This is a genomic window from Rhizobium sp. BK275 (genome assembly GCF_014193555.1).
In the GTDB taxonomy this organism is placed as follows: domain Bacteria; phylum Pseudomonadota; class Alphaproteobacteria; order Rhizobiales; family Rhizobiaceae; genus Rhizobium.
Genome location: NZ_JACHZL010000005.1, coordinates 248,209 through 273,906, shown reverse-complemented (window position 1 = coordinate 273,906; position 25,698 = coordinate 248,209). Strand labels below are relative to the sequence as shown.

Here is a 25,698-nt window from a genome sequence, read left to right as displayed (position 1 = left end):
ACGGCGCGATAGTGGAAGGAAATGACATGTCTGGACCCAAACTGGTCGGTCTTGCCGGCAGCTTCAATCGTCCCTCGAAGACCTTTGCGCTGGTCGAGAATATTGCCGGCCTCGCCGCCGAAAAATATGGCTTCGACAACACGATCTACGACCTGACGGATGTCGGCCCCTCGCTCGGTCAGGCGCTGCGCCGCGACGACCTCGACAATCGCGCCAGGGAAATCATCGCCGACATCGCCAATGCCGACGTTCTCGTCATCGGCGCGCCGACCTTCAAGGGCAGCTATCCGGGTCTCTTCAAGCATCTCATCGATCTCATCGATCCGCACGAGCTGCGCGCCAAGCCGATCGTCATCACCGCGACCGGTGGTGGCGACCGTCATGCGCTGATGGTCGAGCATCAGCTTCGCCCGCTCTTCGGCTTCTTCATGGCCCATACCCTGCCGACGGCCGTCTATGCCTCGGACCGCGATTTCACCGACTACCGCGTTTCCTCCGAACAGCTTTCCAAGCGCATCGGGGAGGTCATCGGTGAACTCACCGCCTTCTTTCCGGGTAGAAGTTCCACGCTGATCGCAGCGGAATGAATACCATCCCGCGACTGATTTCAGCGGCGCCCAATGGGCGCCGCTTTCGCTTGAACAGTATTTTAGGCTGACATTAATCCACAAATTTGATAGAATTTTTATCCTGCCGGTATCGATAAGGCGGCAAGAGTTTTTCCGGCGATGAGAAGACATCGGACGTTCGTGCTTCGCTCGTAATGAGCGCATTTGCAATTATCCGCCTGCTCGGGGCTCGGCCTCATCAGTCAGACGGGATATAAAATGACCAAGAACAAGAATTTCAGCGCCATTTCGCTTTCGCGCCGCGCGGCCCTCACTGTTGCAGCCTCTGCGGCTGCACTCATCGCCTTTGCCGCGCCGGCTCCTTCCTTTGCAGAAGACAAGTCGATCAAGGTCGGCATCATGAGCGGTGAGGATGAGGATGTCTGGCGTGTCGTCACCAGCGAAGCCGCCAAGAAGGGCCTTAAGATCGAGACGATCACCTTCAACGACTATACCCAGCCGAACGAGGCACTGGAGCGCGGCGAAATCGACGCGAACGCTTTCCAGCACCAGCCTTATCTCGACAACCAGATCAAGCAGAACGGCTACCATATCGTCCGTGTTGGCTATACAGGCGTCTGGCCGATCGGCCTCTACAGCAAGAAGCACAAGTCCGTTGCCGAACTGCCCGAGGGTGCCGTGATCGGCGTGCCGAACGATCCGTCCAACGAAGGCCGTGCGTTGCGCGTTCTGCAAAACGAAGGCCTGATCAAGCTGAAGGACGGCACGGGCATTCTTGCGACGATCGCCGATGTCGCTGAAAACCCGAAGAATATCGAGATCAAGGAGCTGGATGCCGGCATTGTCGGACGCTCGATCGATGATCTTGACGCCGGCGTCGTCAACACCGACTGGGCGCTGAAGAGTGGTCTTTCGCCGGCAGAGCGCGTCGCGCAGGAGCCGATCGCCGACAATCCCTATCGTAACTTTATTGCTGTGAAGGAAGAAAACAAGGATGCCGATTGGGTGAAGACCCTCGTCTCCTCCTATCAGAACGATACGGTCAAGGCCGAGTTCGACAAGGTGTACAAAGGTACGGGCCTCAGCGCCTATTGATCCACACGCCCTCCGCAGGGCGTCAACAACAGAGGCGGCCCGGGTCTTTCTGCCAGGGCCGCCTTCAGCATTTGTGAAGGAACGAGCATGAATTCAATTGTCTCCGCCTCAAGGATCGAGACGCGGCCGGCTGATGCCGAAGAGGTCGTCCGGCTGAAGGATGTCAGGCGCAGGTTCGGCGCGACACCAGCGCTCGATGGCATTTCGTTGAGTGTGAAGAAGGGCGAAATCCTCGGCATTATCGGCCGCAGCGGCGCCGGAAAGTCGACGCTGATCCGCTGCCTCAACGGCCTCGAGCGCGCCGATAGCGGCGAGATCGTCATCGAGGGCCGCAACATCACGGGCCTTGCCGAGCAGGAACTGCAGCCGCTGCGCCGCCGCATCGGCATGATCTTCCAGCACTTCAATCTTCTGTCGGCCAAGACCGTCGAGGAGAATGTCGCGTTGCCGCTGAAGATTGAAGGCCTCGCCAAGGCCGAGCGGCTGAAGCGGGCGCATGAATTGCTGGACCTGGTCGGCCTTTCCGACAAGGCCAAGGCCTATCCGTCTTCGCTATCCGGCGGTCAGAAGCAGCGTGTCGGCATTGCCCGCGCACTCGCCGCCCGCCCGGCCCTGCTGCTCTCGGATGAGGCGACCTCGGCACTCGATCCAGAGACGACGCGCTCGATCCTCGCGCTTCTGAAGGATATCAACAGTAAGCTCGGGCTTACGATCCTGCTGATCACCCATGAGATGGAAGTGGTGCGCGGCATAGCCGATCGCGTCGCCGTCATCGATGCCGGTCGTATCGTGGAAGAGGGGCAAGTCTGGTCGATCTTCGGCGATCCGCAGACGGCGATCACCAGGAGCCTGCTCGGCGGCATCCGCCCGCAGCTTCCCGAACACATCGCCGCGCGCCTGTCGCAGACGGGCGGCACGGAAGCGATCCTCAGCGTCGATCTCGCCGGGCCGGAGGCACAGGGCGCTCTCTTTGCCGATCTGTCGGCAACGCTGCCGCATTCCTTCCGCCTCGTGCATGGTGGCATCGACCACATCCAGAACCAGCCTGTGGCGCGGTTCTTCATTGCCATTCCCACGCGCGATTCTGCGCTTGCCGAAAAGGTCGAACAATTTCTGAAGGCCCGGTCCGCCCGGGTGGAGGTGCTTGGTTATGACACCGATCATGATTAATCTGCTTTTACGCTCACTCTGGGAGACCGTGTTGATGACGGCGGCTCCCGGTGTGATATCGCTCGTTGCCGGTTTGCCGCTCGGGCTGGCGCTGGTATTGACGAACCGCGGCGGCATTGCCGAAAATCCCTGGATCAACCGCATCCTCGGCGCCGTCATCAACGGCTTCCGCTCCGTGCCCTTCATTATCCTGCTGGTAGCGCTGATCCCGCTGACGCGGCTGATCGTCGGCACGGCGATCGGCACTTGGGCTGCCATCGTTCCGCTCGCCATCGCTGCCACGCCCTACTACGCCCGCATCGCTGAAGTGTCGCTGCGCGAGGTCGATCGCGGCCTGATCGATGCCGTGCGGGCCATGGGCGGCAATCGCTGGACGATTATTCGCGAGGTTCTGGTACCCGAGGCGCTGCCGGGCATCGTTGCCGGTTTCACGGTCACGCTGGTGACGTTGATCGGCGCATCGGCTATGGCTGGCGCCATTGGTGCTGGCGGCCTCGGCGACCTCGCCATACGCTACGGTTACCAGCGGTTCGAAACCAACGTGATGATTGCAGTCGTGGTCGTCCTTATCGTTCTCGTCTGCGGCATTCAATGGCTGGGCGACCGGCTGGTTGCCCGCCTTGATCATCGCTCAGCCTAGCGCCTGAACTGTGCGGCGGGATGGCCGGCCGGCAGCCGGCCGTTTCCGCCGAACAGCTTCTGGCGCAGCGGTCCTTCCGCATAATCGGCCTTGAACAGGCCGCGCTCCTGCAGCACGGGCACCACGAGATCGACAAAATCATTGAGGCTCTCCGGTGCCACGGTGCGCGCCAGATTGAAACCGTCGATACCGCCCTCTTCGATCCAGTGCTGCAGGGTGTCGGCAATCTGCTCCGGCGAACCGACGATCGGCTTCATCCGGCTGCCGAGCACCATCTGGTCGATGATCTGCCGTTTGGTGACCGGCTTTACAGCCTGCTTGGTGATCGCCGCCAGCGCCGACTGATTGGCATTTGTCGAGCTTTGGTCGATCACGTCGTCGAGGTCGTATTTCGAAAAATCGACGCCGACGGAGGCGGAATAATGCGCCAGCGAGGCCTCGACGCTCGCATGTCGGCGATATTCGGCGAGCTTTTCTTGTGCCTGGCTTTCCGTTTTTCCGACGACGACGGTAATCAGGCTGAGGATCTTTATCGCGTCCGCGCCGCGGCCGTTCGCCAGCGTCTTGGCACGAAGCGCATCGACAGTCGGGCGTGCCGATTGCGGTGTCGGCCCTGCGATGAAGACGCATTCGGCATGGCGGGCAGCGAAATCCTGCCCGCGTGCGGACGCGCCGGCCTGGAACAGCAGCGGCGTGCGCTGTGGCGAGGGCTCCGAGAGATGGATGCCCTCCATCTTGTAATATTGTCCCTGATGGCTGACGGCGCGGACTTTGGAGGCATCCGCAAAGACGCCGCGCTCCCGGTCGCGCAGCACGGCATCGTCGTCCCAGCTTTCCTCCCAGAGCTTGTAGAGGATTTCGAGATATTCCTCGGCGGCGTCGTAGCGCGCATCATGCTCCGGCAATTTGTCAAAGCCCATGCTGCGGGCGGCGCTGTCAAGATAGCCTGTTACGATGTTCCAGCCGATGCGCCCCTTCGTCAGGTGATCGAGCGTTGACATGCGTCGTGCCAGCAGGAAGGGCGGCTCATAGGTCGTATTGACTGTCACGCCGAAGCCCAGATTCTTCGTAACGTAGGCCATCGCCGAAATCGGCATCAGCGGATCATTGACCGGGATCTGCGCGCCCGTTTCGATAACTGGGGCGGGGCTGTTCTTGTAGACGTCGTAGACGCCGACAATATCGGCAAGAAATATACCGTCCAGCTTGCCGCGTTCTGCTGTGCGCGCAAAATCCGCCCAATAGTCGAGATCGATATAGTTTACTGAACGATCGCGCGGATGTGTCCACATACCGTGGTTTATATGACCGACGCAGTTCATGTCGAAGGCGTAGATCTGCATTTTCTTCATTGAATACTGTCCTGAGATTTTCGTCGGTCATATTGGCGGAATCGGCGGGCAGATCGGGAAACACCGCCTCTCTCCCCCAATTTAGAAGCAAATTATCCTTCATGCCCGATTCCGGAAATTTTCTATCTCTATAAAATCTATGAATTTTACAATGATCTATTCACATTCCGGGCGGAATGAATTTGAACATTGCGGGAGAGGGATATGAAAATCAACCGACGCAACCTGCTGGGCACGGCTGCTGCCGCTGTCCTCACCTTCACCACCTATGCGGCCCATCCTGCCGACGTCACTCTCAATATCGGCTACCAGCCGATCGTCGAGCCGTCGCGCGTGCCGCAGGCCGATGGTACCTATGAGAAAGAGACCGGTGCCAAGGTCAACTGGCAGAAATTCGATGGCGGTGCTGATGTCATCGCAGCCATCGCCTCCGGTTCCATCGATATCGGTTATGTCGGCTCGTCGCCGCTTGCTGCGGCTGCCAGCCGCGAACTGCCGATCGAGACGATTTATGTCGTCGGCCTGATCAGCGAGGCCGAAGCGCTTGCCGTCAAGAACATCACCAAGCCGGAGGACCTGAAGGGCAAGAAGATCGCCACCCCTTTCGTTTCAACCGCACATTACAGCCTGCTGACGGCGCTGAAACACTGGAAGGTCGATCCGAAATCGGTGCAGATCCTCAACCTGCGTCCGCCGGAAATCGCTGCCGCCTGGGAACGGGGTGATATTGACGGCGCCTATGTCTGGGATCCGGTTCTGGCGCACCTCAAGAAGAGCGGCAGCGTGCTCGCCACCTCCGCCGACGTTGCCAAGTGGGGCGGCCCGACCTTCGACGCCTGGATCGTCAGCAAGAAGTTCGCCGAGGCTCATCCCGAAGTCGTCACCGGCTTCGTGAAGGTCACGGGTGCGGCCTACGCATCTTATCTCGCCAATCCGGACAGCTGGAACGCGACGTCCCCGGAAGCCGAAAAGATCGCCAAGTTGACAGGCGCCAAGGCCGATGAAGTGCCCGCTCTCCTCAAGGGTTATACCTTCCCAACTTTGAAGGAGCAGGCCAGCGCCGATCTGCTCGGCGGCGGCACGGTGAAGGCCGTTGCCGAAACCTCGGCCTTCCTTCTGGAACAGGGCAAGATCCCCGGCGTGCTGAAAGACTACAGCCCCTATGTTTCCGACCGCTGGGTCAAGGAAGCCGCCAAGGCCGGTCTCTAATCCTCCCAAGGTCCCGGCGTGGCTCCGGCCGCGCCGGTTTTCATCCATAGGTGATGTCCATGAGCATACTTTCTCTACAATCCCTGTCGCTCGATTACATCGAGACGGGCAGCCGTCGAAAAAGACGGGTGCTTGAGGGCATCAACCTGCATATCGCTTCAGACGAATTCGTTGTCGTCATCGGCCGTTCGGGTTCCGGCAAGACCAGTCTTCTCAATCTCGCGGCGGGGTTCACCGAGCCGAGCGAAGGCCGTGTCCTCGTCGATGGCCGGGAGATCGACGGTCCAGGCGCGGACCGGGCCGTCGTCTTTCAGGACGATGCGCTCTATCCCTGGCTTACCGCTGCCGGCAACGTCGCCCTTCCGTTGAAGCTCCAAGGCATCTCGAAAGGTGAGAGACAGCGTCGTGCCGCGGACCTGCTTGCGAAAGTCGGGCTCGACGGTACGGGCGACAAGAATATCTGGGAACTCTCCGGCGGCATGCGCCAGCGTGTCGGCATCGCCCGCGCCCTGGCCTCCGGTCCACGCTTTCTCTTGCTCGATGAGCCTCTTGGCGCGCTGGATGCGCTGACGCGCAGCCACATGCAGCAGTTCCTGCTCAATGTCTGGGCCGAAAGCAAGACTGGTGCCTTGCTGATTACCCATAGCATTGACGAGGCCCTATTGCTTGCCACACGCGTCATCGTGCTGGCGCCCAATCCCGGTCGCATCGTGGCTAACATCAAGACGGATTTCGGCGGGGCGCTGCTCGATAACAAGAGCGCAAAGGAGATCAAGGCGCTGGCGGCATTCAAAAGCCTGCATGACGAGCTGACCGCGCTCATCCACGCGGATGAAGAGGAGATTGCTGCATGAGCGTCGAGGCAGAAACACTCACGACAGCAGTTTCCGACCAGCCGGTCGAGATGCGGCCGAAAGGTCGTGGCACGCTGCGGATCTCGTTTGTAACAATCGCCGTCATCATCGCCGCCTGGAGCCTCGCTTCGGCCTATGGCGCTGTCTCACCGGTTTTCCTGCCGTCACCATTTGTCGTGGCAAAATCGCTCGCCAATGTGGCGGTTAACGGTTTCGTCGATTCCACGCTTGCCGAACATACTCTGGCGAGCCTGCTGCGCATCTTCGCGGCACTCGCCGTCTCACTTTTGATCGGCGTGCCCGCAGGCATTGCCATCGCCACGAGCCGTATCGGCAAGGGTATCCTCGATCCGGTCGTCGAATTCCTGCGTCCTTTGCCGCCGCTTGCCTATCTGCCACTGATCATCATCTGGGTCGGCATCGGCGAGGCCTCGAAGGTCACGGTGATCTCGCTTGCCATGCTGCCGCCGATTATCCTGTCGACGGTCTCGGGCGTCAAATCCGCCCCGGCGGATTTCGTCAATGCGGCCCGCTCCTTCGGTGCCACGCGCTTCCAGCTCCTGCTGCATGTCATTCTTCCGGGCGCGTACCCGTCGATCCTGACGGGTACGCGCATTGCGCTCGGCGCCGGCTGGTCGACACTCGTCGCAGCCGAGTTGGTGGCGGCAAGCCAGGGCCTCGGTTTCATGATCCAGTCGGCAGCGCAGTTTCTGGTGACCGACATCGTCATCGGCGGCATCATCGTCATCGCCGCGATCGCCTTCCTGCTGGAATTGCTGGCGCGCTTGATCGAACGGCTCTTCGTGCCTTGGGCAGCACATCGCTGAAGGTCTATCATCGCCTTGCTGATCAAATTATCCTAAGGCTGTATCGCGCCGCGTGACCGCGAGGTGGTAGCGTGGCACGCGCACAATGCCGGAGGATGAAATGACGAAGAAGACGCTGTCGGACTGGGAGGAACTGGCGGAAAAGGAGCTGCGCGCAGCGCCGGAAACGCTGACCTGGCACACACCGGAAGGCATCGACGTCAAGCCGCTCTATACGGCCGCCGATCTCGACGGTGCCGACGCGGACACTCTTCCCGGCTTTGCGCCGTTCACACGTGGCCCGCGTGCCACCATGTATGCCGGTCGACCCTGGACGATCCGGCAATATGCCGGCTTTTCGACCGCCGAAGCGTCCAACGCCTTCTATCGCCGGAATCTTGCCGCGGGCCAGAAGGGGCTTTCCGTCGCCTTCGACCTCGCCACCCATCGCGGTTATGACAGCGACCATCCGCGTGTCGTCGGCGATGTCGGCAAGGCAGGCGTGGCGATCGACAGCGTCGAGGACATGAGGATCCTCTTCGACGGCATTCCGCTGCAGGACATGTCGGTTTCCATGACCATGAACGGTGCGGTCATCCCGATTCTCGCGAATTTCATCGTCGCCGGCGAAGAGCAGGGCGTTTCGAAGGCGGAATTGTCGGGGACCATTCAGAACGATATTCTCAAGGAGTTCATGGTCCGCAACACCTATATCTACCCGCCGGAACCCTCGATGCGCATCGTTGCCGATATCATCGAATATACGGCAAAGGAGATGCCGAAATTCAATTCGATCTCCATCTCCGGCTATCACATGCAGGAGGCCGGCGCGACGCTGGTGCAGGAGCTTGCCTTCACGCTGGCCGATGGGCGCGAATATGTGCGGGCAGCGATCGCCAAGGGACTTGATGTCGACGACTTCGCGGGGCGCTTGTCCTTCTTCTTCGCGATCGGCATGAACTTCTTCATGGAGGCGGCCAAGCTCCGCGCTGCCCGGCTGCTCTGGACGCGCATCATGGAGGAATTCCAGCCGAAAAAGACTTCCTCGCTGATGCTGCGCACCCATTGCCAGACCTCGGGTGTCTCGCTGCAGGAGCAGGATCCTTACAACAACATCATCCGCACCGCCTTCGAGGCCATGTCGGCCGTGCTCGGCGGCACGCAGTCGCTGCACACCAATTCCTTCGACGAGGCGATCGCGCTGCCGACGGAATTTTCCGCTCGCATCGCCCGCAACACCCAGCTCATCCTGCAGCACGAGACCGGCGTCACCAACGTCGTCGATCCGCTCGCCGGCTCCTATTACGTGGAGAGCCTGACGAAGGAACTGGCCGACAAGGCCTGGGCGTTGATCGAGGAGGTCGAGGCGCTCGGCGGCATGACGAAGGCGGTCAACGAAGGCCTGCCGAAGCGCCTGATCGAGGAAGCTGCCGCCCGTCGTCAGGCCGCCGTCGACAAAGGCGACGAGGTCATCGTCGGCGTCAACAAGTACCGGCTGGAGGCCGAACATCCAATCGATATTCTGGAGATCGACAACAGTGCGGTGCGTGCCGCGCAGATCCGCCGCATCGAGGACACCAAACGACGCCGCGATGGTGCGAAGGTGAAGGAAGCGCTGGCGACTCTGTCTGAGGTCGCCCGCAGTGGTGACGGCAATATGCTTGCAGCAGCCGTCGAAGCCGCCCGGGCACGCGCCACCGTCGGTGAAATCTCCGATGCGATGCGCGAAGTCTTCGGCGACCATTTCGCTACGCCCAAGGTTATCAGCGGTATCTACGGCAGCGCTTATCGCGACGAACCCGAGCTCGATGTCCTGAAAACCCGTATGGCTGAAGTAACCGAAGCCATGGGCCACAAGCCGAAGATCATGGTCGCTAAGCTCGGCCAGGACGGGCATGATCGTGGCGCGAAGGTGATCGCCTCGGCCTTCGGCGATGTCGGTTTCGACGTTCTCGCCGGCCCGCTGTTCCAGACGCCCGAAGAGGCGGCCGGCATGGCGGTCGGCGAGAAGGTCAACGTCGTCGGCGTCTCGTCGCTGGCGGCCGGTCACCGGACCCTGCTGCCGCAACTGATCGAACGGCTGAAGGAACAGGGCGGTGGCGATATCATCGTCGTCTGCGGCGGTGTCATCCCGCGACAGGATTACGAATTCCTGCATGAACACGGCGTTGCTGCAGTCTTCGGCCCGGGTACCAATGTACTGGAGGCCGCGAACTCCGTTCTCGACCTCCTGCAGGGGATCCGGCGGAACCAGTAGCTTAGAGCAATCCGCGCTTTGCGAGATTGCCCATCAGGGATGAGATGCCGAAGGTCCAGGGTGGGCATTCGGTGGAAAGCCGGACCGTATTGACCAGCGCGCCAAGGCCGGCGGACGAAATTTCCACGACATCGCCGATCTTGTGCGTGAAACCCTGGTTCTTTGCGTCGCGATCCTGCGTCGGCGCAAAGAGCGTGCCGAGGAACAGCATGAAACCATCGGGGTACTGATGGTGGGCGCCGACCGTCTGCTTGACGAGATCGGTCGGATCGCGGCTGATCTGCGACATGGAGCTCTTGCCATGCAGGATGAAGCCATCCTCGCCAGTGACCTTGAGATCGAGCTCGGCCTTGCGCACGTCATCGAGGCTGTAACCCGCATCGAAAAGCCGGACAAAGGGACCGATGGAGCAGGAGGCGTTGTTATCCTTCGCCTTGCCGAGCAGCAGCGCGGAGCGGCCCTCGACGTCGCGCAGGTTCACGTCGTTGCCGAGTGTGACGCCCTTGATCTCGCCGCGGCTGTTGACCGCCAGCACAATTTCCGGCTCCGGATTATTCCAGGTCGAGATCGGGTGAAGACCGACATCGGAACCCCAGCCGACCGATGAGAGAACCGGCGATTTGGTGAAGACTTCCGCGTCTGGGCCGATACCGACTTCGAGATATTGCGACCAGATGCCTTCCTCGATCAGCGCCTGCTTGACCTTGGCGGCTTCCGGCGAACCGGCCTTGATATTGGTGAGGCTGCCTCCGATCAGCGTGCTGACGCGCTCGCGGATGGAAGCGGCCCGATCCGCGTTGCCGGCGGCCTTTTCCTCGATGACGCGTTCGATCATCGACTGGGCGAAGGTCACGCCGCAGGCTTTGATCGCCTGCAGGTCTGCCGGCGCCAGAAGATAGGCCTTACTCGCATCCGGCCTGCCGGTGCTGTTGGCTGCGATCTCCTCCAGCGTGCCAAGCGGCTTGCCGGTTGCGGCTCGGACGAACTCCGCCGCATCGGCTCGCTCCAGCAGCGCGCTGAGGGTCGGGGCCTCGGCAGAGGTGATGTCGATGAGGGCGCCATCGCGCAGTGTCACGATGCTTGGCCCGACTACCTCCGGGTTCCAGGCGCGACCGACAAAGAGACCGCCCGAAGCGGCAGCATCGAGGGGGAAATGGGACATGGTGATCTTCCGTCACAGGGGGAGCGGGAGCGCTCCTGCAAAATTGGATAGCTGCCGTCCTCCTACCCGACGGCTCCCGAAAATCGAGCACATTCGTCTGGCAAGAGCAAGTCTCAACAGACGAAAAGCGGTTCGTGTTTGCTTTATGCTCGTCCAAAACAACGAAGTGCCGAAGCGGCATTTCATCATAACTTATAACTATTTAGATACAAAATAACCTTTCTATTTCATATATTTACCAAGGAAGCAAAACTCTTTTGCCGCGGATCTCGTCTTGACAGGGCCTCTCTTTCGTTATCTGTTTTGCACCATGGAGGAGGGTCGGTGGATGCCGACCTGCGAGAGTTTTCCCAGGAGGATAATACTGCGATGTTGAGATTTGCCGTCGTCGGGATCGACCATGGGCACACGGCCGATCATGTGAAGGGATTGCTGGCCGCGGGCGCCGAATTCGTCGGCTACTGCCCACAGACCACGGTACCCGCGATCCGCGAGATGTTCGAGAAGACCTATCCGGATGCCCCGCAGATCGACCGGGAAAAGATCTTCGCCGATCCCTCGATCGACGTCATCTGCATTGCCGCCATTCCGCGCGACCGCGCAGGCTTAGCCATCCGCGCCATGAGGGCCGGCAAGGACGTCATGACCGACAAGCCGGGTGTGACGACCTTCGCGCAGCTCGAAGAGGTCAAGCGCACCGCCGCCGAGACCGGGAAGATCTTCTCCATCTGCTTCTCCGAGCGCCATTGCGTGCGCTCCGCGGTCAAGGCCGGCAAGCTGGTGAGGGAAGGGGCGATCGGCAAGGTCATTCAGACACTCGGCACGGGGCCGCATCGGTTGCAGTTGCCGACGCGGCCGGACTGGTTCTTCGATCCGGAAGCCTTCGGCGGCATCATCGTCGATATCGCCTCGCATCAGGTCGATCAGTTCCTTTTCTATACCGGCTCGACGACGGGCGAGGTGATCGCCAGCTCGATCGGCAATTTCGGCATGCCGGAAAAACCGGCTTTCCAGGATTTCGGCGACGTGTTGCTGCGTTCCGATGCGGCAACCGGTTACATCCGCGTCGACTGGTTCACGCCGGAGGCGCTGCCGACCTGGGGCGACGGCCGCCTGACGATCCTCGGCACCGAGGGCTATATTGAATTGCGCAAATATATCGATATCGCCGGCCGGCCGGGCAAGGATCACCTCTTCCTCGTCAACGGCAAGGAGATGACGCACATCGATTGCAGCAGCGAGAAGCTCGACTATTTCGATGCCTTCGCAGCCGATGTACGCGACCGCAGCGAAACGGCGATGACGCAGAGCCACGTTTACGAGGTTTGCCGCCTGTCGCTCGAAGCCCAGACAAAGGCCGCCCGCATCGGTACCCACTAAGGAAAACAGCATGACACGGAAACTGCGCGTCGGCGTCCTCGGCGCGGGCATTGCCGAACGGCATCTGACAGGCTTCAGCTGGAACAGCGATCTCTTCGAGGTTCCCGTTCTCTGCTCCCTCGACGCGGATCGCGGCAAGGCGCTCTGCGAAGAGCACAAGATTCCCGAATATACGCAGGATACGGATTCGCTCTTTGCTCGCGACGATCTCGATGTCATCGATATCGCCACCCCGCCGAGTTCGCATTTCGAGCTGTGCAGAAAGGCGATCGAGAGTGGCAAGCATGTGATCTGCGAAAAGCCGCTCTTCGGTTCGATTGCCGAAGTGGATGAGATGGCGCGCATCCTCGCTCGGTCGAACGGCCGCAAGCTGATGCCGATCTTCCAGTATCGCTATGGCAGCGGCCTGCAGAAGCTGAAGCTGTTGATCGAGCGCGGCCTCGCCGGCAAGCCGTTCCTCACCACAATCGAAACGCATTGGTGGCGTGGGCCGGATTATTATGCGGTGCCGTGGCGCGGCAAATGGGCAACGGAACTCGGCGGCGGCCTACTCGGCCATGCGATCCACGCCCATGACATGTTGAACTATGTGCACGGCGCCTGCGCCGAGGTGTTTTCCTACGGTGCGACGCTCGTCAACCCGATCGAGGTCGAGGACACTGCCTCGCTGTCGGTGAAGATGAAGAACGGCTCGCTCGCCACGCTCTCCATGACGCTCGGCTCCCGCAAGGAAATCTCCAGGCTGCGCTTCTGCTTCAGCGATCTCGTCGCCGAAAGCATTCTGGAACCCTACACGATGGGCCGCGATCCCTGGACTTTCATCGCCGGGACAGACGAGCATCAGGTCCGTATCGACGCCGCGCTTGCCGGCTACGAAGTGAAGGAAGACGGCTATACGCGTCAGTTTGAGCTCTTCCATCAGGCGATCATCGAGGACCGCGATCCGCCGGTGACCTTGCAGGATGCGCGCAACTCCCTGGAGCTGGTGACTGCCGCCTATCACTCGCAGCGTACCGGCCAGCCGACGCCGATGCCGATTGCGGCCGATCATCCACTTTATCGTTCCTGGCTTCCGGAAGAAGAACGGCGTCTTGCCGCCGGGGTTTAGGGCAAAGATCGTGCTGAAATCATTCGAACATATCGGCATGACGGTCAGCAATATGGATCGCGCGATCGAATTCTATTGCGGTCTGCTGGGCCTGAAACTGCATCTGCGCAAGCAGATGCCTGACGGCATGCAGGTCGCCTTCCTCGACGCCGGCGGTGGCATGCTGGAGGTTTTTGCGCCGCCTGGCGGTGCCGCAAGAGCTGTCGACCTTCAAGATGGAACGGCCGGCGTCAAGCACATAACCTTCCATTTCGAAAACGTCGAGGAAACCTTCGCCCGCCTGGAAGCGGCGGGTGTAGAAATCAAGGAACGGCCGCGTTTTGCGGTCCATTCCGAGATGTTGAACAGGATCGCGTTTGTCCGCGATCCGGATGGAATCATTGTCGAGCTTGCGGAGCGGTCGCAGAACCGGCTCGCCTGAGAGCGTCATGCCCATCGCGATGAGCTGAAAGGAAAGGGCGCGGTGTGAACCGCGCCCTCGGCTTTTATCTATGTTCTCCCGACGCCTTTTTCTTGGCTTCGTCATCCACCAGTTCGTACCACATGGCGTTGAGGACGGCGAAAGCGGCTGCCAGCGGCAGGCCGAGAATCCATGCGAAATACCACATCGTTTCGTCTCCTCAGTAAGCGTGGCTGTTCTTGTCGGTGACGCTCTTCTCGTCGACCTTGCCCCACAGCACCTTGTAGACCCAGGCGGTGTAGGCAAAGATGATCGGCAGGAAGATGATCGTGGCCACCAGCATGATGAACAGCGTCAGGTGGCTGGACGACGCATCCCAGACCGTCAGGCTCGCCCTTGGATCGAGCGACGAGGGTAGGATGAACGGGAACATCGAAAGACCGACCGTCGAGATGATGCCTGTTATCGCGAGGTCGCTGAAGAGCAGAGTTGCGACCTCGCGGCGGACCCGCATGGCAAGGAATGCCGCGCCTGCGCCCAGGAAGCCGAGGATCGGTGCTGCAATCATCCAGGGATAGGTGTGGTAATTGGCAAGCCATGCACCGCCTTCCGGCGTCACGGTTTTCAAAAGCGGGTTCGACGGGCCGATCGGGTTGATATCGCTGGTGATGCGATAACCGCCGACACCCATCCAGAGAAACAGGCCGCCGAGCGCGAAGAGCACGATGACGGCGAGCGCCGCGATACTGCCGTAGCGACGACTGCGCTCGGCAACCGGTCCCGTTGCCTTCAGCATCAGCCATGCGCCGCCGTGCATCACGAGCATGGCGACGGAGAGCAGGCCGCAGAGCAGGGCATAGGGGTTCAGAAGCGCGAAGAATGAGCCTTCATAGAAGATGCGCATGTCGTTCGCGAAGCGGAAGGGCACGCCCTGCAGCACATTGCCGACGGCAACGCCGAAGATCAGCGACGGCACGAAACCGCCGACGAAGAGTGCCCAGTCCCAATTGCTGCGCCACCGAGGGCTCTCGCGCTTGGAGCGGTATTTGAAAGCGACCGGGCGCAGGATGAGCGCAAGCAGAATTGCGAACATCGCCAGATAAAAGCCCGAGAAGGAGACCGCATAGAGCGGCGGCCAGGCGGCGAAGATGGCGCCGCCGCCTAGGATGAGCCACACTTGGTTGCCTTCCCAGGTGGCGCCGATCGTATTGATAGCGATACGGCGTTCCGCATCGTTCTTGGCAACGAAGGGCAGGAGCGCACCGACGCCAAGGTCGAAGCCGTCGGTGGTGGCGAAGGCTATCAGGAGCACGCCGAGCAGCACCCACCAGATGATGCGCAGGGTTTCATAATCGATAAGTTCGTGAAGGATCATGACGGTTCACTCCGCGGCTGGAACGAGGGTTTCGGAAACAAGCCTTGCTTCCGGCTCGTGGTCCGGTTCCGGTCCTTGCTGGATTGCCTTCAGCATCAGCTTCATCTCGATGATGATCAGCGTTGTGTAGAGTACGGCAAAGCCGCAGATCGTCAGCAGCACCGTGCTGGCGCCGAGGCTGGAGACGGCGACGGCCGTCGGCAGCACGCCTTCGATCACCCAGGGCTGACGGCCGAACTCGGCAACGATCCAGCCGAGTTCGATCGCCACCCACGGCAGCGGGATGGCAAATACCGCGATGCGCAGGAGCAGCGGATATTTGTCCAAATGCCGGCGGGCCGACAGCCAGAAGAAGGTTGCCGTCAGCACGATGAAGAACATGCCGAGGCCGACCATGATACGGAACGACCAGAAGAGCGTCGGCACATGCGGGATGGTGTCGCGTGCGGCCTGAGCGATCTGTTCGTCGGTTGCCTGACGTGGATCGTCGACATAGCGCTTCAAGAGCAGGGCATAGCCGAGATCGTGGCCGAGATCCTCGAAGGAGCTGCGGACTTCCTGGGCAACCTGGTCCTGGGCAGGTGCTGCGCGGATCTGCATCAGTGCATCATAGGCCTTGATGCCATCGCGAATGCGGGTTTCTGCCTGCTGTTCCAACTGATCGATACCAGGGATTTCCGTCGTCAGCGAGCGGGTGCCGATGAGGCCCATGACCCAGGGGATATGGACGGCGAAATGTGTTTCGCGCGCTTCCTGATCCGGGAAACCGAAGGCGGTGAAGGCGGCCGGAGCCGGCTCCGTCTTCCACATGGCTTCGATTGCGGCGAGCTTCATCTTCTGGTTTTCGGTGGCGAGATAACCGCTTTCGTCACCGAGAACGACCACCGACAGGGCCGAGGCGAGGCCGAAGGAGGCGGCAACCGTCATCGAGCGTTTGGCAAGTTCGACGTGCCGGCCCTTGAGCAGGTACCAGGCAGAAACGCCAAGCACGAAAATCGAGGCACAGACATAACCCGCCGAAACCGTGTGGACGAACTTCGCCTGGGCGACGGGGTTGAAGACCACGTCGAAGAAGCTTGTTATCTCCATACGCATCGTCTGCGGATTGAGCGCCGAACCGACTGGGTTCTGCATCCAGCCATTGGCGACAAGGATCCAGAGCGCCGAGAAATTCGACCCAAGGGCCACCGCCCAGGTGGCGACCAGATGGCCGACCTTCGACAGCTTGTCCCAGCCGAAGAAGAAAAGGCCGACGAAAGTCGCTTCGAGGAAGAAGGCCATCAGGCCTTCGATCGCCAGCGGCGCACCGAAGATGTCGCCGACATAATAGCTGTAATAGCTCCAGTTCATGCCGAACTGGAATTCCATGACGATGCCGGTCGCGACGCCGATGGCAAAATTGATGCCGAAGAGCGTGCCCCAGAATTTCGTCATCTGTCGCCAGATCTGGCGACCGGTCATGACATAGGTCGTTTCCATGATGGCAAGCAGCACGGAAAGGCCGAGCGTCAGGGGCACGAACAGGAAGTGATAAAGCGCGGTCAGCGCGAATTGGAAGCGCGATAGCGCTACGATGTCTAGTTCCATTGTCTTTCTCCCACGGTCCCACGGGGTATCAAGAGTTTCTGCATGGCCGGCCGGCCATGCAGGGCATGCCTGTTCGCTCAATCCGGCCGAAGCCGGTCGAGCGCCTTTTCGAACGCCGCCTCTCCACGGCGCGAAACCTCTGTGATGCGGCCGTCCTCGATGACGACAATGCGGTCTGCGAGTGCCGCTTCACGGCGGATATGCGTGGCGATGACAAGCGCGCGGCCTTCGGCTCTCAGCGCGAGGCGATGGAGCACGTCACGCGCGGTGCGGCCATCAAGCCCCTCGGTCGGCTCGTCGAGCAGCCAGAGCGGCGTATCGCGCAGGAAGAGACGTGCGAGCGCCAGCCGGCGTGACTGGCCGCCGGAAAGCCCCATGCCGCCTTCGCCGAGCGGCGTATCGAGACCTGATGGCAACGCGTCGACATCGGCAAGCAGGCCGGCAGCGGCGAGCGCGCCGCGCAACTGATCGTCATCGGCATCGGCTGCCGCGAGCAGCAGGTTGCCGCGCAGCGTATCCTGGAAAAGCTCGGTCCGCTGGGTGAGCAAGGTTGTATCCAGTGCTGCGGCCACGCCGGCTGCCGGCGGCAATTCGCCTGAAAGCAGCGAGAGCAGGGTCGATTTGCCGGCGCCGCTGCTGCCGACCACGGCGATGTGCTCGCCGCGGCGCAACTCGAGCGTCACGTTGCGCAATGCTGACCGTGTCGCCCCGTCATGTGCGACGGTGATATCCTGGAGCGCGAAGGCAAGCTCATGGGCCGGAGCTTTAGGCGTGAGGTCTGCTTTGACGGCCGAAAGCCGTGGCGCGATGCGTTTGGACGCCAGCATCGTCCTGCCGAATTCCAGGGCGCCGCGGCGCAGTGCGGCGAAAGGTTCGGTTGCGGCAAATGCGACGAGCACGCCGAGCGCGGCAATAGGCGCGGTGATCGCGCCGGTCCGCATCAGCATGGCCACGATCAGCAGAGACGCGACCAGCAGGGCGGTGGAGAAAAGGCCAAAGCCGAAGGTCACGCCGCTCTCGATGCGGTTCAACCGGTCGTCGGCCTTTGCAGTATAGGCGTCAGCAGCGGCGATGGCCTGCTGCTGTGCGGCAAGTCGGTTCGCCATGAGAAGATCGGTCTGGCCGGCGACGAGATCGATGGCCCGGGACCGGATGGTTTCAATGCCGTAAGCGCGGCGGCGCGCGTACTTCAACGCCAGCCGGCCGGCAGCGAGCGGCAGGCCAAGCCCCACTAAAACGAGACAAAGGCCGAAGAGCAGGCCGAACAGCGGATGCATCAGCCCGAGCGTGACGCTGGCAACGAGTGCCGCGCCGACTGCCACGGCTGCCGGCACGAGAACGCGAAGATAGAGTGAATCCAGCGCATCGATATCGGCCGTCAGGCGGAAAAGCAGCCGGGCTGGCCGGTTGAGAAGCGCGTGTGCTGCGCCGGCGGCGGCCCAGCCGCGGAACAGACGTTCGCGAAGGGCAGCAAGCACAGCAAGCGTTGCATTGTGAGTTGTCAGCCGTTCGCCATAACGCGCCGCGGTGCGCAGGATCGCAAGGAAACGAATGCTGGCCGATGGTGCAAAGACGTCAAAGGTCGCGGCAACGGTTGCCGAAAGACCTGCGAGCGCGGTCGCGGTGATGAACCAGCCTGAAAGGCCGAGCAGCGCAATGCCAGCCGTGACGGTCGCAGCCGACAATGCGGCGCCAAGCAGCAGCTCTTTGCGGCGTGTCTGCATGAAGAGACACAAGACCGGTTTGATATCGGTGAAGAAAGAGGTCATTCGGCAGCCTCCTGAACACGATCCGCATCAAGGCGGATGGCGCGGTGCATGCGTGCTGCAAGCAGCGGATCGTGTGTCGCGACGATCAGCGTGCGCCCTTTTGCGAGCGCGAGCAGGCTCTCGGTGATCTCGGCCGCCGTCTGAGCATCGAGATGGGCGGTCGGCTCGTCGGCAAGGATGATGCGGATATTGGGATCGCAGGCAGCCCGCGCGATAGCGAGCCGCAGCGCCTCGCCGCCCGAAAGACCGATGCCGGCCTCGCCGAGCGGGCGACGGCCATAGGCCTGCGCGACACTGCCAAGCTTTGCGAGATCGAGTGCCTTGGAGACGTCTGTCTTTTTGATGTCGGGTCTGCCGAGCGCAATATTGCCGGCAATGGTGCCCGCGAAAATGTGCGGCTTCTGACCGATCCAGGCCATCTTGCCGCGACCCTCGTTCGCGCCGCCGATCAGAACCCGGCCTTCATTGCAGGGCGCCAGGCCGGCGATCAGCGACATGAGGGTCGACTTGCCGGTACCACTGGCGCCGAGCAGTGCCACGTGTTCGCCGGCGGCGATACCGAGGTTGAATGTGTCGAAGATCGGTACGTGCTCAGGTCTATAGCGGAAGCCGACATTTTCCAGGCGTATATCGAAGGCTTCTGAAACGGCGGTAACCTGGGCATTCTGCTGATCGGGAAGCACCAAGCTCCCGGCGGCTAGCCCATCCAGCGCCTTCAGCACAGCCTCACCCGAGGCGCGGTCATGCCAGACGGCCGAGAGTTCACGCAATGGCTCGAAGAAGGCAGGTGCGAGCAGCAATACGAACAGGCCCTGCGAAAGGTCGAGACCGCCGGACCAGGCGCCGAACCGGATTTCGCCGAGCAGGCTGAAGCCGACATAGACGGCGGTCATCGCCACGCCGAGCGCCGAGAAGAGTTCGAGTACGGCCGAGGACAGGAAGGCGATCTTCAGCACGGCCATGGTGCGTATGCGCAGTGATTCTGCTTCGGCGCGAAGCCGGAGCGCCGTGGCATCGACTGCATCGAACGAGCGGATGGTTGCAAGCCCCCGCAGGCGATCGAGCAGGAAAGCGTTGAGGCCGCCTGTTGCGACAAGCTGCTTTTCGCTTGCAGCCTGCGCCCGCCAACCAATCAATGCCATGAAGATCGGAATGAGTGGCGCTGCAAACAGCAGGACGAGCGCAGCGATCCAGGAGATCGAAAAAATGCAGGCGAGGATGACTAGGGGCACGAGGCTCGCCTTCATCCGCACCGGCTGGAAACGGGAGAGATAGGGCACGATCAGCTCGGCCTGTTCGCCGAGCACGCTGGCGGCCTCGCCGGATGCATGCCGGCCGGCATCGACTGGCGAAAGACGGGCAAGCAGCTCTACTGCGGCAACGCGCTTTTTACTGAGTTCGGCTCGTGCTGCGCGGAAGGCAAGGCGGCCGCCAGCCGCGTCGAGACAGCTTTTGATGACGCCGAGCAGCAATACGAAGACCGCTGGCCAGAGGATATCGGCAAGGCCGCCGCCATCGGCGAGCCGGCCGACGGACCATGCAAGCAGACCTGCCTGCGGAATCCAGAGCGTGGCTGCGAATGCCTGTAACATTGCGGCGCTGCGCAGACGGCTTCTGGTCCCGCTCGGCTTGTGCGCCGCGGCCTCGCGGGCGGGCGCCCCCGCCATCTGCCGGTCTCTCGCGTCGAAGAAAGCACTGCTCATGGCGCTAGCTCTTGCTGGCAGAATTGGGACGGCGGCGGCCAAGCGAAACGACCTTGTCCTTGGCCTCCAGAAGTTTGGTCACCTTCGCACCTAACGAGAGTAACGTTGCAAGTCTTTCTGTTTCAAGTTGTTTTACGTCTTCATACCAGTGCGTCAGCTGTTCGATGAGCGTATGCATCTCGCTCATGCGCTCCTGCGCATGGCGTTCGGCCTCGCTTGCCGGGCGCTGCATCAGGATCTCGCGCAGCATCGACAGCGTCGGATCGACCTCGCGCTTCTTGCGCTCTTCGGCAAGCGTTCTGAGGATCAGCCAGACATCGTCGGGTGTTGTGAAGAAGTCGCGCCGGTCATCCGGCTTGTGGCGCAGCAGCACGAGGTTCCAGGCCTGCAGTTCGCGCAGACTCATGGAGACGTTCGAGCGTGATATTCCGAGTGCATCGACGATCTCTTCGGCGCAAAGCGGCGAGGGCGAGACGTAAAGCAGGGCATAGATCTGGCCGACCGTGCGGTTGATTCCCCAGCGGGAGCCCATTTCACCGAAGTGCAGAACGAAGGACTGAACGAGAGGTGGAAGGTTCATTGTCGTTTCCGTTGCGTCTGTGATTTCAGAAATTTCTGAAATCACTATACAGACTTTCGCATTTGTGCCGCAATTGCGCAGGCAGGGCTGCGGCAATTTGGATGCATGCTTCGATGGTCCGCCTTTTTAGTAGACGGACACCGCATGCCCGGAATTGATTTAAGTCAAATTTCGTAAAGACAAAACGCCCGGCAGATGAGTGTCTGCCGGGCGTTTTATCTCGGATAAATTAGTCGAAAGGGGTGCGAGCCTCAGATCAGGCCGGTCAGGATGCCGACGCCGGCAACGGCAGCAAGGCCGCCTGCGGTGCGAGTGACGAAGGCGCCCTGACGCTCGCCGAAGCGGGCAATCAGAAAACCGAGACCGAGACCTGCCATGTGCAGCAGGGCAGTGGCGATCATGAAGCCCGCGGCATAGGCAGCACCTCCGGCGTTTTCAGGCATTTCGGCGCCGTGCGCATGGCCATGGAAGATCGCAAACAGGCCGACGATACCCATCGCGACAGCCGTGGAGGCGCGGATGTTCAGGGCAACGATTGCGCCGAGCACGATGACGGAAAGCGCGATGCCTATTTCAACGAGGGGTACATTGATGCCGGCGATGCCAAGAGCGCCGCCAAGTGCCATGACGAGCACGAAGGTCGTCGGCACGGCCCAGACGGCCCGGCCACCAAGCTGGAAAGCGAGGATACCGACCATGATCATGGCAAGGATATGATCGAGGCCGGAAATCGGATGGCTGAAACCGTGCACAAAGCCGGCCGTTTCGCCGATGCCGGTATGGGCATAGGCGACTGCCGGAAGCGCCGCGGCGGCAAGCGCAAGAGCGCCGCTTTTGAAGATTGATTTCATTATGGAATTCCCTCTGAGTTTTTAGATCCCGCGGCTGCCGACACCTCAGGCACGGTTTCAAGTCGCGTCACCAAGCTAGTCCACCGAGATTTTCCCGTCAACGAAAAGTACAGGAATAGATAGGAATTTCAATTGCTTATATCGTATGCAATTGCCTTTTTGAAAGGCGGCTTCACAAGGGGCGCTCAACCGGATTATCAATCATCTTGCAAAGGCGAGAGCCGCCGCATCTTGAGGAGGATCCCATGACGAATACCGAAAGGCCACTGGCGATCAGCGCGCCGGAGCCGCGCACGCTGGACCTGATTTTCAGCGACAAGGCGCGCGCCGAACTCAACGCGAAATACGAGATCGTAGAGGCCGATGCCGATGATATCGCCGGCCTCGGCGATGATATCCTCTGCAGGACGCGCTACATCATCGGCCAGCCTCCGCTGTCGGCGGAGACGCTTGATCGTATGCCACAGCTCCGCTCGATCCTCAATGTCGAGAGCAACCTCCTCAACAACATGCCCTACGACATCCTCTTCCAGCGCGGCATCCATGTGGTGACGACCGGGCAGGTGTTTGCAGAGCCGGTGGCGGAAATCGGCCTCGGCTTTGCGCTGAGCCTCGCGCGCGGCATCGTCGATGCCGATGTGGCTTTCCGGGAGGGAAATGAACTCTGGGGCGGCGAAGGCAATACCAGCGCCCGGCTGATATCGGGCTCCGAGATCGGGATCGTCGGTTTTGGTGATCTCGGCAAGGCACTGCGGCGGACCCTGTCTGGCTTCAAGGCCAGGATCAGGGTGTTCGATCCGTGGATGCCACGTTCGATCCTGGAGGAAAATGGCGTGGAGCCGGCGAGCCTGAGTGACGTGCTGACGCAGAGCGACTTTGTTTTTGTCGTCGCCTCCGTCACCAGCGAAAACAGGGGCTTCCTCGGCGCGGATGCCTTCGCCAGCATGCGAAAGGGTGCCGCCTTCATCCTGCTCAGCCGTGCCGATGTGGTGGATTTCGATGCGCTGATGGCCGCCGTCGCCTCCGGCCATATCGTTGCGGCAAGCGATGTCTATCCGCAAGAGCCGCTGCCGTCAGACCATGCTGTGCGCAGCCTCAAGGGTTTTATCCGCTCGGCCCATCGCGCCGGTGCGCTCGACAGCGCCTTCAAGAAAATGGGTGATATGGTGCTGGAGGATATGGATCTGATGGATCGCGGCCTGCCGCCGATGCGCTGCAAGCGGGCGGAGCGCGAAACGGTGTCCCGTATGCGCTCCAAACCCGTTTCTGTGAACTAAGCGGCGCGCTGGCCGGTGCCCTGGATGGCGGCAAGCTTCCAGTCGGCGCCGGACTTGCGCACGAAGGTCCAGATCTCGGTGCTTTCGCTCGCGCGGCGGTCGTCGCCCGAGACGAGGCGGCCACTGTCGCGCTCGACCATCGCGTCGATCGAGGAATAGCGCATCGCCAGCGTCGCATATTCCTGACCGTTCTCACGCCAGGCTTCGGCGATGTCGCCCTGCAGCAGCTTGACGTCGGTAACCTGGTTGCGGACGCCGTTGGTGGCGTTCTCGCCAAGCTCTTCGGCAAGGTAGGACATGGCTTCCGGTGTCGTCAGGCGGCGCAGCGCACCATAATCTTCCGCACCATAGGCGGTCTGAACCTTGGTCAGCAATTCCTCGAACTGATCGAGATCCGCCTGGGCAAGGCCGATCTCATCGCGCGGGCGCGCATTGCTCCGCTGCTGGGAGCCGGAGCCCGAACCGATGGCCGGAATATGGAAGGTCGAACCGCCATTGGCCGGCGACATGTTGTAGGACTGCGGCCCGCTATAGCTCTGGCCACCTGCGCCGTAGGACGGCTGGCGGCGGTTGGCGAAGAAGCGCATGGCAAGCGTGATCGCACCGAAGATCAGCGCGATCTGCAAGAGCATGCCGAGGAAACCGAAGCCGCCGCCGAAGCCGTGGCCGAGCAGCATGCCGAGAAGACCGCCGGCAATCAGACCGCCGATCATCGAACGGCCGAAGCCGCCGAACAAACCGGGGCGCTGCTGGGCAAAGCCGGGCTGCTGCGTGTTATAGGGCGCGGTCGTCTGCGGGCGCGGCGTCATCGAGCGTTCGATGGGCGCAGCCGGGGCAGGGGCGGTACTGGTGGCAGGAGGTGGGCTGAAGGTGCGCGTGCCGCGACTTCCGAATCCGCCAAAGCCGCCTGCGCGGCGCGCATCGGCATCACCGATCGAAGCAAAAACGGTAGCGCTCGCAAGAACGGCAATCGCCGCGAACCTGGCAAAACGCGAAACGGCACTGGGCATTTTCAAACCTCCTGGTCATGCGCTCAACGGCATGTCATGGCCTAATATAGGTATTCTTTCCGCTCTGTGAAGTTGTGCGTTGCTACTGGCAGACGTCGACCCATTCGGCTCCGGTGATTTCCGCCAGCCGGCCGGTCGAAATACGCACCGCAGAATTGGTCGAACCGGCGGCCGGCACGACTTCGTCGAACTGCTTCAGCGACACATCGCAATAGACAGGCAGCTGCGCAGGCAGGCCGAAAGGGCAGACCCCGCCGACCGGATGGCTCGTCACCGCCAGCACCTCCTCGGCATCGAGCATGCGCCCCTTGCCGCCGAAGGCATCCTTGAACTTCCTGTTGTCGAGACGCGACGTGCCGCTCGCCACAATCAGCATGGTGCGGTCGCCGACGCGCAGGCAGATCGTCTTGGCGATCTGCGCGGGCTCGACGCCGTGCGCCGCGGCCGCGAGCGTGACGGTCGAAGAGCTTCCGGCCGTTTCGATGATGGCGATGTCGGGAGCGTTGGCAGCGAAGAAGGCGCGGACGGATTCAAGGCTCATGGGATGGGATACTTTTGGATGAACGGCCAATCTGGAGCCGCATGCGAATGCGACGTGGGATTCATGTATTTGCGGTCCAACTTAATATTTAGATCTCAGAAAATTCAATCGCGTAGTTTCCGAGAAAGCATTTCTGTGCGTCTCGAAAGGCGATCTGGATTGCTCCCGATTCCTAAGTCATGGATATTGCTGGAAAAGCGTCTTTGACGATGCAGCCTTCGGCGATTGGGGACAGAGCAGTGAGCAAGCCGAACTATCGGGATATCGCCCGCCAGGCAGGTGTGGGAACCGCCACCGTCGAACGGGTGCTGAACGGCCGGGGTAGGGTTCGTCCCGAACTGGTCGAAAAGGTCATCATCGCCGCGCGGCCACCGATCGATGGGAGGAGGCGCTACTGCTTCGGCAGATACTTCGCGATCTCTGGGCCAGGATTTGATTACCATATCGCATTGGCCGAAAACCGGCAGGGATGATCTCGTCTTGAAACCATTCCCTGCCGGATATTCCCTTGGCAATTTTAGCGAGGAGTCCGATCTATTCATCGGATAAAGCGAGGTCCCGGCGCAGCCAGGATGGGAAGGTATCGAAGCCGTTCACGATGCGACGACGTCTCCACCGGGCAATGATGGTTGCGACAAGAATCTGTCTGAAACTGAACCGCGAGCAAAGCTCGCGCATGGATGCCGACAGGCTTTCGCCGGCGCGTTGATTGGTCATGATCATCAGCGGTCAGAATCCTGAGCCGCCCTTCTTTCAAGCTGAAAGTGCGCAGCGACATAGCGCGGACATCACCGCGCCCAGACGCTGCGTGCGAAACGATGCCATCTTTGGATGGGGAAGCTTGAAAGGTCTCGGATATGATCGAGGGTTGGGAGCTTCGAAGGCCTATGCCAAAGAGGCGTTGGACGAAGAAATATCTGTCATTGCACGCCTCCATTGTTGAGTTACTCCGCCGCAACCCTTAGCCGATTGCGAAGATACAAGCAAGAGCGCGGTCTCGCAT

General features: G+C 61.1%; 24 protein-coding genes and 1 pseudogene. 13 read left to right on the top strand and 12 right to left on the bottom strand.

Annotation, left to right across the window (positions count from 1 at the left end):
• Nucleotides 1-26: 26 nt before the first annotated feature.
• From msuE to FHT82_RS17650, 4 genes are all read left to right on the top strand, one after another.
• Complete coding sequence (gene msuE / locus FHT82_RS17665; RefSeq protein WP_183733504.1) at nt 27-587, top strand: FMN reductase; 561 nt, start codon at nt 27-29, stop codon at nt 585-587.
• A gap of 240 nt (nt 588-827) precedes the next feature.
• Nucleotides 828-1,664 (top strand): MetQ/NlpA family lipoprotein, encoded by an 837-nt coding sequence (locus FHT82_RS17660; RefSeq protein ID WP_183733502.1) that lies wholly within the window; start codon nt 828-830, stop codon nt 1,662-1,664.
• Nucleotides 1,665-1,751: 87 nt separating this feature from the next.
• Nucleotides 1,752-2,834, top strand: a complete 1,083-nt coding sequence (locus FHT82_RS17655; protein ID WP_183733499.1) for a methionine ABC transporter ATP-binding protein — start codon at nt 1,752-1,754, stop codon at nt 2,832-2,834.
• Nucleotides 2,815-3,474, top strand: coding sequence for a methionine ABC transporter permease (locus tag FHT82_RS17650; RefSeq protein ID WP_183733496.1), 660 nt, complete (start codon nt 2,815-2,817; stop codon nt 3,472-3,474). Before FHT82_RS17655 ends, FHT82_RS17650 begins: the two co-directional genes overlap by 20 nt.
• Here the strand turns inward: FHT82_RS17650 and FHT82_RS17645 are convergent.
• Nucleotides 3,471-4,826, bottom strand: a complete 1,356-nt coding sequence (locus FHT82_RS17645; protein ID WP_183733492.1) for an LLM class flavin-dependent oxidoreductase — start codon at nt 4,824-4,826, stop codon at nt 3,471-3,473. The two genes, FHT82_RS17650 and FHT82_RS17645, sit on opposite strands and share 4 nt — an antisense overlap.
• Before the next feature lie 204 nt (nt 4,827-5,030).
• Here FHT82_RS17645 and tauA point away from each other — a divergent pair, with 204 nt between their 5' ends.
• The 4 genes from tauA (at nt 5,031) to scpA (ending at nt 9,952) form a co-directional block, all read left to right on the top strand.
• Nucleotides 5,031-6,035 carry a taurine ABC transporter substrate-binding protein gene (tauA, locus tag FHT82_RS17640; RefSeq protein WP_183733489.1) on the top strand — a complete coding sequence of 335 codons (1,005 nt, stop codon included), beginning with the start codon at nt 5,031-5,033 and terminating at the stop codon, nt 6,033-6,035.
• A 59-nt stretch (nt 6,036-6,094) separates the two neighbouring features.
• On the top strand, nt 6,095-6,889 hold the full coding sequence (locus FHT82_RS17635) for an ABC transporter ATP-binding protein (RefSeq protein ID WP_183733486.1): 795 nt from the start codon (nt 6,095-6,097) through the stop codon (nt 6,887-6,889).
• Between the two features lie 50 nt (nt 6,890-6,939).
• Nucleotides 6,940-7,716: an ABC transporter permease subunit gene (locus FHT82_RS17630; RefSeq protein ID WP_246698169.1), complete on the top strand. Its 777-nt coding sequence runs from the start codon at nt 6,940-6,942 to the stop codon at nt 7,714-7,716.
• Nucleotides 7,717-7,816: 100 nt separating this feature from the next.
• A complete protein-coding gene (gene scpA / locus FHT82_RS17625; protein ID WP_183733480.1) occupies nt 7,817-9,952 on the top strand; it encodes a methylmalonyl-CoA mutase in 2,136 nt (711 codons plus the stop codon).
• A gap of 1 nt (nt 9,953) precedes the next feature.
• Here the strand turns inward: scpA and FHT82_RS17620 are convergent, their stop codons facing one another.
• Nucleotides 9,954-11,114, bottom strand: coding sequence for a fumarylacetoacetate hydrolase family protein (locus tag FHT82_RS17620; RefSeq protein ID WP_183733477.1), 1,161 nt, complete (start codon nt 11,112-11,114; stop codon nt 9,954-9,956).
• 369 nt (nt 11,115-11,483) lie between these two features.
• Between FHT82_RS17620 and FHT82_RS17615 the strand changes: the two genes are divergently transcribed.
• From FHT82_RS17615 to FHT82_RS17605, 3 genes are read left to right on the top strand one after another with little or no spacing between them, the layout of a single operon-like run.
• Nucleotides 11,484-12,494, top strand: coding sequence for a Gfo/Idh/MocA family oxidoreductase (locus tag FHT82_RS17615; RefSeq protein ID WP_183733474.1), 1,011 nt, complete (start codon nt 11,484-11,486; stop codon nt 12,492-12,494).
• Nucleotides 12,495-12,504: 10 nt separating this feature from the next.
• Nucleotides 12,505-13,602 (top strand): Gfo/Idh/MocA family oxidoreductase, encoded by a 1,098-nt coding sequence (locus FHT82_RS17610; protein ID WP_183733471.1) that lies wholly within the window; start codon nt 12,505-12,507, stop codon nt 13,600-13,602.
• A 10-nt stretch (nt 13,603-13,612) separates the two neighbouring features.
• Nucleotides 13,613-14,023 carry a VOC family protein gene (locus FHT82_RS17605; protein WP_183733468.1) on the top strand — a complete coding sequence of 137 codons (411 nt, stop codon included), beginning with the start codon at nt 13,613-13,615 and terminating at the stop codon, nt 14,021-14,023.
• A gap of 64 nt (nt 14,024-14,087) precedes the next feature.
• On the opposite strand, the gene cydX is transcribed toward FHT82_RS17605, so the two are convergent.
• The 7 genes from cydX to FHT82_RS17570 form a co-directional block, all read right to left on the bottom strand.
• A complete protein-coding gene (cydX, locus tag FHT82_RS17600) occupies nt 14,088-14,210 on the bottom strand; it encodes a cytochrome bd-I oxidase subunit CydX (RefSeq protein ID WP_183733466.1) in 123 nt (40 codons plus the stop codon).
• Nucleotides 14,211-14,222: 12 nt separating this feature from the next.
• Entirely contained in the window at nt 14,223-15,377 is a 1,155-nt protein-coding gene (gene cydB, locus FHT82_RS17595; protein ID WP_183733463.1) for a cytochrome d ubiquinol oxidase subunit II, read from the bottom strand.
• A gap of 6 nt (nt 15,378-15,383) precedes the next feature.
• Nucleotides 15,384-16,964 (bottom strand): cytochrome ubiquinol oxidase subunit I, encoded by a 1,581-nt coding sequence (locus FHT82_RS17590; protein ID WP_183733460.1) that lies wholly within the window; start codon nt 16,962-16,964, stop codon nt 15,384-15,386.
• 77 nt (nt 16,965-17,041) lie between these two features.
• A complete protein-coding gene (locus tag FHT82_RS17585; protein ID WP_183733457.1) occupies nt 17,042-18,733 on the bottom strand; it encodes an ATP-binding cassette domain-containing protein in 1,692 nt (563 codons plus the stop codon).
• A complete protein-coding gene (cydD, locus tag FHT82_RS17580; RefSeq protein WP_183733453.1) occupies nt 18,730-20,436 on the bottom strand; it encodes a thiol reductant ABC exporter subunit CydD in 1,707 nt (568 codons plus the stop codon). The genes FHT82_RS17585 and cydD overlap by 4 nt, the downstream gene beginning before the upstream one ends.
• A 4-nt stretch (nt 20,437-20,440) precedes the next feature.
• Nucleotides 20,441-21,016, bottom strand: a complete 576-nt coding sequence (locus FHT82_RS17575) for a GbsR/MarR family transcriptional regulator (RefSeq protein ID WP_183733449.1) — start codon at nt 21,014-21,016, stop codon at nt 20,441-20,443.
• A 251-nt stretch (nt 21,017-21,267) separates the two neighbouring features.
• Entirely contained in the window at nt 21,268-21,867 is a 600-nt protein-coding gene (locus FHT82_RS17570) for a HupE/UreJ family protein (RefSeq protein WP_183733446.1), read from the bottom strand.
• 245 nt (nt 21,868-22,112) lie between these two features.
• Between FHT82_RS17570 and FHT82_RS17565 the strand changes: the two genes are divergently transcribed.
• Entirely contained in the window at nt 22,113-23,144 is a 1,032-nt protein-coding gene (locus FHT82_RS17565) for a hydroxyacid dehydrogenase (RefSeq protein ID WP_183733443.1), read from the top strand.
• Here FHT82_RS17565 and FHT82_RS17560 read toward each other — a convergent pair.
• Nucleotides 23,141-24,154, bottom strand: a complete 1,014-nt coding sequence (locus tag FHT82_RS17560) for a Tim44 domain-containing protein (RefSeq protein WP_183733440.1) — start codon at nt 24,152-24,154, stop codon at nt 23,141-23,143. The two genes, FHT82_RS17565 and FHT82_RS17560, sit on opposite strands and share 4 nt — an antisense overlap.
• 82 nt (nt 24,155-24,236) lie before the next feature.
• Entirely contained in the window at nt 24,237-24,695 is a 459-nt protein-coding gene (locus FHT82_RS17555) for a YbaK/EbsC family protein (RefSeq protein ID WP_183733437.1), read from the bottom strand.
• Between the two features lie 239 nt (nt 24,696-24,934).
• On the opposite strand from FHT82_RS17555, the pseudogene FHT82_RS17550 reads away from it, so the two are divergent.
• A pseudogene (locus FHT82_RS17550) lies at nt 24,935-25,063 on the top strand (LacI family DNA-binding transcriptional regulator); the annotation flags it as partial.
• Nucleotides 25,064-25,229: 166 nt separating this feature from the next.
• Here FHT82_RS17550 and FHT82_RS17545 read toward each other — a convergent pair.
• The gene (locus tag FHT82_RS17545) at nt 25,230-25,418 is read right to left on the bottom strand and encodes a hypothetical protein (protein ID WP_183733434.1); all 189 of its coding nucleotides are present in this window, start codon (nt 25,416-25,418) and stop codon (nt 25,230-25,232) included.
• Between the last annotated feature and the right edge of the window lie 280 nt (nt 25,419-25,698).

Coding starts and splice junctions, on each gene's coding strand:
- msuE (WP_183733504.1), top strand. CDS start 27: ATGTCTGGACCCAAACTGGTCGGTCTTGCCGGCAGCTTCAATCGTCCC.
- FHT82_RS17660 (WP_183733502.1), top strand. CDS start 828: ATGACCAAGAACAAGAATTTCAGCGCCATTTCGCTTTCGCGCCGCGCG.
- FHT82_RS17655 (WP_183733499.1), top strand. CDS start 1,752: ATGAATTCAATTGTCTCCGCCTCAAGGATCGAGACGCGGCCGGCTGAT.
- FHT82_RS17650 (WP_183733496.1), top strand. CDS start 2,815: ATGACACCGATCATGATTAATCTGCTTTTACGCTCACTCTGGGAGACC.
- FHT82_RS17645 (WP_183733492.1), bottom strand. CDS start 4,826: ATGAAGAAAATGCAGATCTACGCCTTCGACATGAACTGCGTCGGTCAT.
- tauA (WP_183733489.1), top strand. CDS start 5,031: ATGAAAATCAACCGACGCAACCTGCTGGGCACGGCTGCTGCCGCTGTC.
- FHT82_RS17635 (WP_183733486.1), top strand. CDS start 6,095: ATGAGCATACTTTCTCTACAATCCCTGTCGCTCGATTACATCGAGACG.
- FHT82_RS17630 (WP_246698169.1), top strand. CDS start 6,940: ATGCGGCCGAAAGGTCGTGGCACGCTGCGGATCTCGTTTGTAACAATC.
- scpA (WP_183733480.1), top strand. CDS start 7,817: ATGACGAAGAAGACGCTGTCGGACTGGGAGGAACTGGCGGAAAAGGAG.
- FHT82_RS17620 (WP_183733477.1), bottom strand. CDS start 11,114: ATGTCCCATTTCCCCCTCGATGCTGCCGCTTCGGGCGGTCTCTTTGTC.
- FHT82_RS17615 (WP_183733474.1), top strand. CDS start 11,484: ATGTTGAGATTTGCCGTCGTCGGGATCGACCATGGGCACACGGCCGAT.
- FHT82_RS17610 (WP_183733471.1), top strand. CDS start 12,505: ATGACACGGAAACTGCGCGTCGGCGTCCTCGGCGCGGGCATTGCCGAA.
- cydX (WP_183733466.1), bottom strand. CDS start 14,210: ATGTGGTATTTCGCATGGATTCTCGGCCTGCCGCTGGCAGCCGCTTTC.
- cydB (WP_183733463.1), bottom strand. CDS start 15,377: ATGATCCTTCACGAACTTATCGATTATGAAACCCTGCGCATCATCTGG.
- FHT82_RS17590 (WP_183733460.1), bottom strand. CDS start 16,964: ATGGAACTAGACATCGTAGCGCTATCGCGCTTCCAATTCGCGCTGACC.
- FHT82_RS17585 (WP_183733457.1), bottom strand. CDS start 18,733: ATGACCTCTTTCTTCACCGATATCAAACCGGTCTTGTGTCTCTTCATG.
- cydD (WP_183733453.1), bottom strand. CDS start 20,436: ATGAGCAGTGCTTTCTTCGACGCGAGAGACCGGCAGATGGCGGGGGCG.
- FHT82_RS17575 (WP_183733449.1), bottom strand. CDS start 21,016: ATGAACCTTCCACCTCTCGTTCAGTCCTTCGTTCTGCACTTCGGTGAA.
- FHT82_RS17570 (WP_183733446.1), bottom strand. CDS start 21,867: ATGAAATCAATCTTCAAAAGCGGCGCTCTTGCGCTTGCCGCCGCGGCG.
- FHT82_RS17565 (WP_183733443.1), top strand. CDS start 22,113: ATGACGAATACCGAAAGGCCACTGGCGATCAGCGCGCCGGAGCCGCGC.
- FHT82_RS17560 (WP_183733440.1), bottom strand. CDS start 24,154: ATGCCCAGTGCCGTTTCGCGTTTTGCCAGGTTCGCGGCGATTGCCGTT.
- FHT82_RS17555 (WP_183733437.1), bottom strand. CDS start 24,695: ATGAGCCTTGAATCCGTCCGCGCCTTCTTCGCTGCCAACGCTCCCGAC.
- FHT82_RS17545 (WP_183733434.1), bottom strand. CDS start 25,418: ATGATCATGACCAATCAACGCGCCGGCGAAAGCCTGTCGGCATCCATG.